The organism is Nocardiopsis salina YIM 90010, from assembly GCF_000341025.1.
Taxonomy (GTDB): domain Bacteria; phylum Actinomycetota; class Actinomycetes; order Streptosporangiales; family Streptosporangiaceae; genus Nocardiopsis; species Nocardiopsis salina.
In genome coordinates this window covers 1-10,183 of the sequence record NZ_ANBF01000113.1, presented here as the reverse complement: position 1 = coordinate 10,183, position 10,183 = coordinate 1, and the positions used below count along the sequence as shown (strand labels likewise).

9 protein-coding genes and 3 pseudogenes are annotated in these 10,183 nt (G+C 73.5%); 11 read left to right on the top strand and 1 reads right to left on the bottom strand.

Annotated features, from left to right (window positions below; all coding sequences use genetic code 11):
- The 11 genes and pseudogenes from D474_RS0112285 to D474_RS34275 form a co-directional block, all read left to right on the top strand.
- On the top strand, nucleotides 1–507 hold a 507-nt coding region (locus tag D474_RS0112285), incomplete at its 5' end, for a glycosyltransferase family 9 protein (RefSeq protein WP_017613859.1).
- A pseudogene (locus D474_RS28485) lies at nucleotides 504–1,543 on the top strand (glycosyltransferase). The gene D474_RS0112285 and the pseudogene D474_RS28485, both read left to right, overlap by 4 nt.
- Nucleotides 1,540–2,767: pseudogene (locus tag D474_RS28480) on the top strand (glycosyltransferase). Before D474_RS28485 ends, D474_RS28480 begins: the two co-directional pseudogenes overlap by 4 nt.
- On the top strand, nucleotides 2,767–3,357 hold the full coding sequence (locus D474_RS0112270) for a D-sedoheptulose-7-phosphate isomerase (RefSeq protein ID WP_017613856.1): 591 nt from the start codon (nucleotides 2,767–2,769) through the stop codon (nucleotides 3,355–3,357). The pseudogene D474_RS28480 and the gene D474_RS0112270 overlap by 1 nt, the downstream one beginning before the upstream one ends.
- Nucleotides 3,354–4,739 carry a PfkB family carbohydrate kinase gene (locus D474_RS0112265; RefSeq protein ID WP_017613855.1) on the top strand — a complete coding sequence of 462 codons (1,386 nt, stop codon included), beginning with the start codon at nucleotides 3,354–3,356 and terminating at the stop codon, nucleotides 4,737–4,739. The genes D474_RS0112270 and D474_RS0112265 overlap by 4 nt, the downstream gene beginning before the upstream one ends.
- Before the next feature lie 25 nt (nucleotides 4,740–4,764).
- Nucleotides 4,765–5,451 carry an SDR family oxidoreductase gene (locus tag D474_RS0112260; RefSeq protein WP_026118422.1) on the top strand — a complete coding sequence of 229 codons (687 nt, stop codon included), beginning with the start codon at nucleotides 4,765–4,767 and terminating at the stop codon, nucleotides 5,449–5,451.
- 97 nt (nucleotides 5,452–5,548) lie between these two features.
- Nucleotides 5,549–6,601, top strand: a complete 1,053-nt coding sequence (locus D474_RS0112255) for an NAD-dependent epimerase/dehydratase family protein (RefSeq protein ID WP_017613853.1) — start codon at nucleotides 5,549–5,551, stop codon at nucleotides 6,599–6,601.
- On the top strand, nucleotides 6,552–7,427 hold the full coding sequence (locus D474_RS0112250; protein WP_017613852.1) for a glycosyltransferase family 2 protein: 876 nt from the start codon (nucleotides 6,552–6,554) through the stop codon (nucleotides 7,425–7,427). Before D474_RS0112255 ends, D474_RS0112250 begins: the two co-directional genes overlap by 50 nt.
- On the top strand, nucleotides 7,424–8,317 hold the full coding sequence (locus D474_RS0112245; RefSeq protein ID WP_040703462.1) for a glycosyltransferase family 2 protein: 894 nt from the start codon (nucleotides 7,424–7,426) through the stop codon (nucleotides 8,315–8,317). Before D474_RS0112250 ends, D474_RS0112245 begins: the two co-directional genes overlap by 4 nt.
- A complete protein-coding gene (locus tag D474_RS33875; protein WP_083931798.1) occupies nucleotides 8,212–8,715 on the top strand; it encodes a PrpF domain-containing protein in 504 nt (167 codons plus the stop codon). The genes D474_RS0112245 and D474_RS33875 overlap by 106 nt, the downstream gene beginning before the upstream one ends.
- On the top strand, nucleotides 8,676–9,143 hold the full coding sequence (locus D474_RS34275; protein ID WP_152476757.1) for a PrpF domain-containing protein: 468 nt from the start codon (nucleotides 8,676–8,678) through the stop codon (nucleotides 9,141–9,143). The genes D474_RS33875 and D474_RS34275 overlap by 40 nt, the downstream gene beginning before the upstream one ends.
- Before the next feature lie 504 nt (nucleotides 9,144–9,647).
- Here D474_RS34275 and D474_RS32255 read toward each other — a convergent pair.
- Nucleotides 9,648–10,183 (bottom strand): annotated as a pseudogene (locus D474_RS32255) (hypothetical protein); the annotation flags it as partial.

Sequence of the window (10,183 nt, the reverse complement as noted above, 5' to 3'; positions counted from 1 at the left end):
CCCGACACACGGGGGATCGCGGGCCCCGGCGGCTACACCGTCGTGCACGTGGGCGCCGACGCTCCCGCACGCGAACTCCCCGACGCCCTGGGCCGCGCCGTGGTCGCCCGGCTCGGCGCCCGGGGCCACCGCGTCGTGGTGACCGGCACCGACCGAGAGAAGGCCGGGGACGTCGGCGGCCGGCTCGGTCTCAACCTGGCCGGACGCACCACCACGGCCGAGCTCGCCGACGTGCTCCGCAGAGCCCGTGTCGTCACGGCGGGCAACACCGGTCCGGCCCACCTCGCCGCCGCGGTGGGCACGCCGGTGGTCTCGCTCTTCGCGCCCGTGGTGCCCGCCTCGGCCTGGGCACCGTACGGGGTCGCCCACCGGGTGCTCGGGGACCAGGACGCAGCGTGTGCCGGAACGCGGGCGCGGCGGTGCCCCGTGCCGGGACACCCCTGCCTCAGCGGTGTGACCGCCGGCCAAGTCCTGGAAGCCGCCGACGAACTCGGGGAGGCACCATGACCGTGCACACGGACAGGACCACCGCCCCGTCGGGAGGGGTCGCCACGCGGACGAGGACGCCCGCCCGGCCCCGGCGTGTGCTCATGTGGCACGTCCACGGGTCGTGGACGACCTCGTTCCTGTACTCGGGGCACACCTGCGTTCTGCCGGTGACCCCCGACCGCGGCCTCGACGGGCGCGGCCGGGCCGACACCTGGGACTGGCCGCCCAACGCCCTGGAGCTCCCGGGCGAGCAGGTGCGCGGGGCCGGCATCGACCTGGTCCTGTTGCAACGCCCCCACGAGATCGGCCTCGCCGAGCAGCTCCTCGGCGCGGTCCCCGGAAAAGACGTGGCCGCGGTCTACGTCGAGCACAACACCCCGCGCGGCGCCGTACCCGACACCACGCACCCGCTCGCCGGACGGTCCGACATCCCGGTCGTGCACGTGACGCACTTCAACGCCCTCTTCTGGGACTGCGGACGCGCACCGGTCCACGTCGTCGAACACGGCGTCCCGGACCCCGGGCCCCTGTACACCGGCGAGGTGGCGCGGGTCGGAGCGGTGCTGAACGAACCCCTGCGCCGCTGGCGCTTCACCGGAACCGACCTGCTCCCCGGGCTCGCCGCCGAGGTCCCCGTGGACCTGTTCGGCATGGGTGTCCGGACGGTACGCGGCAGCTCGGACTGCCCGGGTCACGACTGCGCGCACACGAGGACCTGCCCCAGCACGCCATGCACTCCGAGCTGGCGCGCCGCAGGGCCTATGTCCACCCGCTCCGCTGGACGTCCCTGGGGCTGTCCCTCATCGAGGCGATGATGATGGGCCTGCCCGTGGCCGCCGTGGGCGCGACCGAAGCCTACGAGGCCGTTCCCCCGGACGCGGGCGTCGTCTCCACGGATCCCGGCGTGCTCGCCTCGGGGCTGCGCGCGTTCCTGGACGACCCCGGACACGCGGCCCGTACCGGAGCCGCCGCGCGTGAAGCGGCACTGGACCGGTACGGGCTCACGAGGTTCCTCGACGACTGGGACCGCGTGCTGGAGGAGGTGACACGATGAGGATCGCGATGGTGTCCGAGCACGCCAGCCCGCTGGCACTCATCACGGGAGAGGACTCCGGCGGCCAGAACGTCCACGTGGCGGAACTGGCAACCGCACTGGCCCGACGCGGGCACGACGTCGTCGTCCACACACGGCGCACCGACCCGACCTCGCCCGACACCGTCGGTTTCNCGGGGGGAGCCGATCGGCAAGGACCGGCTCCTGCCCCACATGGGCGAGTTCGAACGCGAGCTCACCGGGGCGCTCGCACGCGACAGACCGGACGTCGTGCACGCCCACTTCTGGATGAGCGGGATGGCCGCGACCGGCGCCGGCGCCGCACTCGGCATCCCCGTGTTCCAGACCTTCCACGCGCTGGGATCGGTCAAGCGGCGTTTCCAGGGGCTCGCCGACACGAGTCCGCCGGAGAGGCAACGGATCGAACCGTCCGTGGCCCTGGCGAGCGACAAGGTCGTGGCGACCTCGGGCGAGGAGAGGGACGAGCTCGTCGGGTGGGGTGTCCGGCCGGAACGGGTCGCCGTGGTGCCCTGCGGTGTGGACACCGGGCGGTTCACCCCTGACGGTGCCGGCGCCCGCAGGGGAACACGGCCGCGCCTGCTCAGCCTGGGCCGGCTCGTCCGCCGCAAGGGCATCGACACGGTGGTCATGGCGCTGGCCGGGGTCCCCGACGCCGAGCTGTTGGTGGTCGGCGGGCCGCGCCCCGAGCAGGTGTCCGGGGACCCCGAGATCGCACGGTTGCGCACGGCCGCCCGGCGCACGGGTGTGGACGACCGCGTGCGCTTCCTCGGGTGCGTGGACCGCGACGAGGTCCCCGAACTCATCCGTTCCTCGGACGTGTCGGTCAACGTGCCCTGGTACGAGCCGTTCGGTATCTCGACGGTCGAGTCGATGGCCTGCGGGGTCCCCGTGGTCGCCTCCCGGGTGGGAGGCCACCGCGACACCGTGCTCCACGGGGAGACCGGGCTGCTCGTGCCCGCACGCAGCCCCGGCCGGTTGGCCGGGGCCGTCCGTCGGCTGCTCGCCCGGCCCGACACACGCAGGGCCTTCTCCGAGGCCGCCGGCAGGAGGGCCCGCGAACTGTACTCGTGGTCGGAGGTGGCCCGGGCCACGGAGCAGTGTTACCGGTCGCTGACCGCCGGCGCCGTCCTTCCCCGCGCCCCGGAACACGACCGCGTCACGGAGAGGACGGCCGCGACCGCCGTCGGAGGGGACGAGTACTGATGCACACCCATCTGCGCGCACTGGGCGAGGCACTGCACGGCACCGACGTCGCCCGGGTCGAACGCTGGTCCCGGACCGCCGCTCCGGCCCTGGCCTCCGGACGCCGGCTCTTCGCGTGCGGCAACGGCGGGAGCGCCGCCGAGGCCCAGCACCTGACCGTCGAGCTCACCGGCCGGTTCGAGACCGAGCGTTCTCCGCTGTCGGCGCTGGCACTGCACGCCGAGAGCTCGAGCATGACCGCCATCGCCAACGACTACGGGTACCAGCAGGTCTACGCCCGACAGCTGCGGGCACACGCCTCACACGGCGACCTCCTGGTGTGCATGTCCACCAGCGGCAACAGCGAGAACGTCGTCGAGGCGGTCAAGACGGCCCGGGAACTGGGTGTGCTGACCTGGTCCCTGACCGGGCCGGGGCCCTGCGCGCTGGAAGCGCTGAGCGACGACACCGTCGCCGTGCCGGCCTGTTCCACCTCGACCGTCCAGGAGGTCCACCTGGCACTGGTCCACGTCTTCTGCGCCGAGGTGGACCGCTCCCTCGAGCGGCGGCGCCGTGTCCCGTCCGCTCCCGAACCCAGGGGGACCACATGAGTGCCCTGCGTCTGGCCGTGCTCGGCGACAGCATCCTCGACATCGACCTGGGCGGGGAGTCCCGCCGCCAGTGCCCCGACGTCCCGGCGCCCGTCCTGGACGAACCCGTGCGCAGGCTCCGGCCGGGCGGTGCAGGCCTGGCCGCCGGGCTGGTCCACGAGTACAGCGGCGGCGAGGTGGTCCTGGTGACGGCTGCCGGGCGCGACGAGGGCGCCGTCGAACTCGCGCGCAGCCTCGGCCCGGGCGTAGTGCTCGACGGGCTCCCGGTCAGGACGCGTACCCCGACCAAGATCCGTGTCCAGGACCGCGGAACCACACTCGCGCGGCTCGACGAGGGCTGCGAACAGGTCGTGCCGGACGTGTCGGCGGAGGAGGTGCGCCGGGCCCTGCGCGGGGTGGACGCCGTCCTGGTCTCCGACTACGGGCTGGGACTGACACACAGCCGGTCCGTGCGTGCGGTGCTGGCCGAGACCGCCGTGCACACACCGGTCGTTTGGGACCCGCATCCCCGTGGTGCGCCCCCGGTGCCGGGCACGCACCTGGTCACACCCAACGCGGCCGAGAGCATGGTCGGCGCGGCCACGGACACCGCGCACACCTTCCGGCGGGCACGCGGCCTCGCGGACCGTTGGCGGGCGGACGCCGTCACCGTCACCCTGGGCGACCGCGGCGGGATCTGGGCCGACCGGTCGGGCAACGGCGGCGAGGTGAGGGCCGAACCGGTGCCGGGACCCGGCGACACCTGCGGGGCGGGCGACGCGTTCGCGGCCGCCTGCACCGTGCTGCTGGCCCGGAGGTTCGTCGTCGAGTGCGCCGTCGAGGCCGGCACGTGCGCGGCCGGGCGCTTCGTCGCCTCCGGAGCCGCGGCCGCGTTCGCCGAGGCACAGAGGGGGCGCGGGCCCGCAGTGGGGGTGCTCAACCCGCCACCCGCGGTCGAGGGCGCCCGCAGGGAGGGCAAACGCATCGTGGCCACCGGAGGCTGCTTCGACCTCCTGCACGCCGGCCACGTCGACCTGCTCCGCAGGGCCCGCTCCCTCGGCGACCACCTCGTCGTCCTGGTCAACGACGACTCCTCGGTCCGCGGACTCAAGGGGGAGGAGCGTCCCGTCGTCCCGGAACACGACCGGGCCCGGCTGGTGGGCGCACTCTCCTGCGTGGACACCGTGGTGCTCTTCGGCGACAGCACACCCATGAGCATGCTCCGGCAGATCAGGCCGGACGTGTGGATCAAGGGCAGCGACCACGACGCCGACGACCTGCCCGAGGCGTCGGTGGTGCGCGCCGCCGGGGGCGAGGTCGTCACTCTGCCCCTGCTGCCCGGCCGGTCCACGACCGGGCTCATCGACCGCCTGAGGGGACAGGACGGACTCCCCGCGACCTGAGACACCGTCTGTGAAGGAGAAGAAGATGCGCAACCTCGGACTGACCATCGTCACCGGAGGCGCGTCCGGGCTCGGCGCCGCCACGGCGCGGGCCGTCGCCGAGGAGGGCGGCCGGCCCGTCGTGCTGGACCGCAAGCACCCGGAGACCGACGTGCCCTTCGAGGAGGCCGACCTCGCCGACCGCGAGGGCGTCGAAGCGGCGGTCTCCCATGTCGTGGAGAAACACGGCCCGCCCTCCGGCCTCGTCAACGCCGCCGGTGTCGACGCCTGCGGGACGTTGGAGGACGTGGCGGCCGACGATTGGGAACGTGTGATCGCCGTGAACCTGTTGGGCACCGTGGCCGTGACCCGGGCGGCCCTGCCCCACCTGAAGGAGACCCGCGGGAGCGTGGTCAACTGCGCGTCCACCCTCGGCCTGCGTGCCTTGAGCGATGCCAGTGCCTACTGCGCGTCCAAGTTCGGGGTCGTGGGCTTCACCCGGGCGCTGGCCGCCGAGCTCGCCGGGTCCGTCGGGGTCACGCTCCTGGTCCCGGGAGGGATGCGCACGGCGTTCTTCGACGACCGTCCGGAGCAGTACCGCCCGGGGGCCGACGCGCAGCTCAACGATCCGGCGGACGTGGCCTCGGCCGTGCTCTTCGCCCTGCGCCAACCGCGCGGGTGCGAGGTCCGGGAGATGGTCGTGTGCCCGTCGGACGAGACTTCCTGGCCCTGAGGGTCTGTTCGGCGAACACCCATCGAACAGATCCCGGGGCCGCCCCGAGCAGGCGCTGCGGCACGGGCGGCGGCGCCGCGGGAGAGAGGACCGAACGATGCTGTATCCGAGAAGGGGGTCCGCGCTGGTCACCGGCGGGGCGGGCTTCGTGGGATCGCACCTGTGCCGGCGGTTGGTCGAGCGGGGGCAGAGGGTGGTCTGCCTGGACAACCTCGCGACCGGGCGCACCGAGAACGTGCGGCACCTGCTGGATCACCCGGGTTTCACCCTGCTCCTGGCGGACGTGACGGAGGACTGGGAGGTCACCGAACCGTTGGAGGCGGTCTTCCACCTCGCCTCCGCCGCCTCTCCGAGCGATTACCTGCGCATGCCCCTGGAGACGTTGGAGGCCGGCAGCGCCGGGACACGCAACGCGCTCGCCTGCGCGCGGGCGCACGGGGCCCGGTTCGTCCTCACGTCGACGAGCGAGGTGTACGGGGACCCGAGGGAGCACCCCCAGAGGGAGACCTACTGGGGGCACGTCAACCCGATCGGGCCCCGGAGCGTGTACGACGAGGCCAAGAGGTACGCGGAGTCGCTCACCACGGCGCACCACCGCACCCTCGGGACCGACACGGGGATCGCCCGGGTCTTCAACACCTACGGGCCCGGCATGCGCATGGACGACGGCCGGATGATCCCCACCTTCCTCCGGCAGGCGTTGAAGGGCGAACCCATCACCGTCACCGGCAGCGGGAACCAGACGCGGTCGATCTGCTACGTGGACGACACGGTCGAGGGCTTGCTGGCCCTGGCCGACAGCGACACGGCGGACCCCGTCAACATCGGGAGCGAGGAGGAGGTCAGCGTCCTGAACCTCGCCGACTACATCCGGGTGCTCTCCGGTTCCCGGTCCGAGGTGTCCTTCGTCGACCGGCCCGAGGACGACCCGCACTACCGGAGGCCGGACATCAGCAGGGCCATGCGGGTCCTCGGGTGGGCGCCGGTCGTCCACCTGGGGGAGGGGCTGCGGCGCACGCTGGCGCACGTACTGGACCGGGAGGTGTTCCCGGACCGGCAGGGGACCATCCCGCAACAGGGGCGGAACGGGAGGACCAACCATGACGACCGAGGAGCGCTCCCGGGTCTCGGCCGTGGTCATCACCCATGACCGGGCCGTCGAACTCTGCCGCACACTGGCCAACCTCAGACTGTTGGAACCCAGGCCCCCGGTCGTGGTGGTCGACAACGCCTCCGGGGACGGGACGGCGGACGTGGTCCGGGCGAGCTACCCGGAGGTGACACTGGTCCGCAACCCGAGCAACACCGGGTGCGCGGCCCGCAACCTCGGGGTGGCCCACACCTCGACGCCCTACGTCGCCTTCTGCGACGACGACTCGTGGTGGACCGGGGACTCGCTGGAGGCCGCCGCCGACGCCTTCGAGGCCCATCCGCGTCTGGGGCTCGTCGCCGCCGCGGTCCTCGTCGGCGGTGAGGAGCGCGCCGACCCCGTCAACGCCGAGCTGATCGACAGCCCTCTGCCACCGGCCGAGGACCTTCCCGGACCGCGGGTACTGGGGTTCCTGGCCTGCGCCTGCGTCGTCCGCAGGACCGCCTTCGACGAGGCGGGCGGGTTCGAACCGCTGCTGTTCTTCGGCGGGGAGGAAGCGCTGCTGGCCCAGGACCTGGCGGCGCGGGGCTGGGGGCTGTGCCACCTGTCCCGGATCCACGCCCACCACCACCCTTCGCAGGCCCGCCCGCCCTCGGAGTGGCGCCGGACCCTGGAGGAACGCAACGCGCTGCTGACCGCGTGGATGAGGCGCGGACCCAAGGCCGTGCTGTCCTCCACCGCGCACACGGCCGGACGCGCCGTGCGCGACCCGTGCGCACGCCGGGCCCTGCGGACGGCGGTCGCGATGCTGCCCGAGGTGTGGGCGTCCCGCAGGCGGGTCCCGGCCGCGGTGGAGCGCGACCTCGAACTCCTGGAGCGGGCATGAGACCGCGTGTGGGCGTCGTCGTCATCACCCGCGACCGCTGCCCGGAACTGATGCGGACGCTGTCGCACCTGGAGGCACTCCCGGAACGGCCGCCCGTCGTGGTCGTGGACAACGCCTCGGGCGACGGCACCGCCGACGCGGTCGCCCGGGACCACCCGGGGGTGGGGCTGATCAGGGCCCCGGCCAACCTGGGCGCGGTCGGGCGCAACATCGGGACCGAGGCGCTCACCACGCCCTACGTCGCCTTCTGCGACGACGACACCTGGTGGGAGGTGGGGGCGCTCGACCGTGCCACCCGCCTGTTGGACGCCCATCCGCGCCTGGGTGCGGTCACCGCGCGCCTGATCGTCGAGCCCTCGGGGGAGGAGGACCCGCTCACCCCGGAGCTGCGCCACTCGCCTGTCCCCGGGCCGGGTTGGCTGCCGGGCCCGGCGCTGCTGGGTATTCTGGCGGGCGTCAGTGTCCTGCGCGTGGACGCCTTCCGCGCGGCCGGCGGTTTCTCCGAGCGCCTGTGGTTGGGCGGTGAGGAGGAACTGCTCGCCCTCGATCTGGCGTCGGCGGGATGGTGGATGTGCTGGGACGGACACACCGTCGCGCACCACGAGGCATCGGCCGTGCGTGACCCGCGGCGGCGCCGCCGGCAAGGGATGCGCAACACGCTGTGGACGGCGTGGCTGCGCCGCCCGTGGCGGGGCGCGCTGGAGCACACTCGGCAGGTGCTGGGGTCGGCCCCGAAGGACCGCGCCAGCGCCGCGGCCGTCGCCGAGGCCCTGCGCGGGTTGCCGTGGGTGCTCCGGGAACGCCGGCCCGTACCGCCGCACGTGGAGGAAGGCCTGCGGCTGCTCTCCGGTCCGCGGAAAGCGTCGCGGGCGCGCCGCTACGTCGGCTGACCGCCGCCTGCGCCGCCCGGGCCCCGGCCGGCGCGGTCACCGGTGCCCTGCTGCCGACGGGGCGGCCCGTCGACGTCCTGGAGACATCGCGGGGCGGGATCCGCGCCTCCCTGGTCGACGCGGCCAATCCGACCGCTCTGTTGTGGGGCCCCGACCTCGGGCTGGCCGGGGACGAGAGCACACACCGGGTGGACGGCGATCCGCGCCTGCTCGCGGTGCTCGGCGAGGCGCGCGCCCACGCCTCGGCGCTGATGGGCATCGCCCCTGATGCGGCCGACGCCGACCGCGTGTCCCGGGCGATCCCGAAGCTGGTCTGGACCGCCCCGGCCGCCGACGGGGGCGACGGGATCCAGGGGCCATGCTGTCCATGGGGCGCACCCACCCCGCGCTGGCGGTGACGGTGAGCGTGGCCTTCTCGGCGGCCTCCGTGACCGAGGGCATGGTCGTCCCCCGGCCCGGCGACGGCGGCCTCCTGCGCATCGCGACCCCCTCGGGCACCATCACGGTGCGCGCGGACCTCGACCGCGCGGGGGCGCTGGAGACGGCCTACGTCACCCGCAACGCGAGGCGCCTGGCCACAGCGGAACTGGAGTTGCCCGGTGAGGGGAGGAGGGCTGCCCCGCATCCGCGGAGGCGGCAGGCCCCGCCCCGGTGCGGTCGGGCCCCGGTCCTGAGTGAACCGGCGTTCTGGGGGGTGTGTTCGTGCGGGCGCCGAGGGCCTGAGGCCGGAACTGCGACCGGCCGTAGGGCCCGGGGTCTCCGTACACGGAGACCCCGGGTCGTATGGCGGCCCCGGCAGGATTCGAACCTGCGGCACCCGCTTTAGGAGAGCGGGCAAGACCCGTTCACGGGGGTTCATTAGCGTTCTGACCTGCTGTGGCGTACTTGTCCGAACCCCGGTGGACCACGGCGTACTGAGACTAGAACTGAGACTGGCGCGGCTCGGGCCCCTGGCTGCGGATACCTCTCAGGGTGCCGAAGCCTCGCGCTTGTTCCAGGGCGGTGAAGGCCGGTGAACTCGGAGAATTGGACCCGGTGGGTGACCGTGCGGTGCTCGTGCGCAACGTCACCGCAGCGTTCAGTCCCTGGCTGCAGGCGGGGTCTTCATTGCCCCTACGAGGGGTAGCAACGTCATCGGCACCCAGGTAGGCGCGCGGATGACCGGTCCTTATCGCCCTACGAGGGGTCGCCATTGCACCCTGAGGTCACCGAGGCCGGCCGACGACTCGGTATCGCTCGAGGACGGTGCGTCCATGCAGCAGACGACCTGACACGTGCGAGCGGGGGCGCCCCCTCCAAGGTGGGGCGCCCCCGTCGGTCAGGGTCGGCGTCAGGCGGCGTCGTCCTCTCTGGTCTCGCCGTCCTCGTCGTGTCCGGACCGGCGGCGGGTGGCCCACAAGGCCGTGGCACCGGCGCCGGTCGCGGTCATCGCGGCGACCACCAGTCCGGCCAGCGCGCTACCGGTGACCGGCAGCGACCGGTCGGAGGTGTCCCCCGCGGCCGGGTCCTCACCGTTGTCGGTGGGCGGGGCGGGCTTGTGGTCGCTGTCCCCACCCCCGTCCGGCTCTTCAGGATCGGTGGGGTCCTGGTCCTCGACGACGAGGTCCTCGAAGCCGTGCACCTCCACCCAGTGGTGGCGCTCGGACTCGCGGTTGTACTGGCACTGCACGGCGGAGGCGTCGCTCCAGGCGTAGAGGAGCAGGGCGTGGTCGCCCTTGCAGAACCGGCCTGGCTCGACGCCGTCCGGGGCCTGTTCGAGTAGGGACACGAACTCGGCCCACTGATCCGGTACAGGGTCACCCGGCTCGTCGGTGGGCTCTTCCGTGGGTTCCTCGGTCGGAGTCTCGGTGGGGCCGGGTGTGGGCT

Bases quoted from the DNA above. Each gene is read 5' to 3' on its own strand.
- D474_RS0112260 (WP_026118422.1), top strand. From the start codon at position 4,765: ATGCGCAACCTCGGACTGACCATCGTCACCGGAGGCGCGTCCGGGCTC.
- D474_RS0112250 (WP_017613852.1), top strand. From the start codon at position 6,552: ATGACGACCGAGGAGCGCTCCCGGGTCTCGGCCGTGGTCATCACCCAT.
- D474_RS0112245 (WP_040703462.1), top strand. From the start codon at position 7,424: ATGAGACCGCGTGTGGGCGTCGTCGTCATCACCCGCGACCGCTGCCCG.
- D474_RS0112255 (WP_017613853.1), top strand. From the start codon at position 5,549: ATGCTGTATCCGAGAAGGGGGTCCGCGCTGGTCACCGGCGGGGCGGGC.
- D474_RS0112270 (WP_017613856.1), top strand. From the start codon at position 2,767: ATGCACACCCATCTGCGCGCACTGGGCGAGGCACTGCACGGCACCGAC.
- D474_RS34275 (WP_152476757.1), top strand. From the start codon at position 8,676: ATGCTGTCCATGGGGCGCACCCACCCCGCGCTGGCGGTGACGGTGAGC.
- D474_RS0112265 (WP_017613855.1), top strand. From the start codon at position 3,354: ATGAGTGCCCTGCGTCTGGCCGTGCTCGGCGACAGCATCCTCGACATC.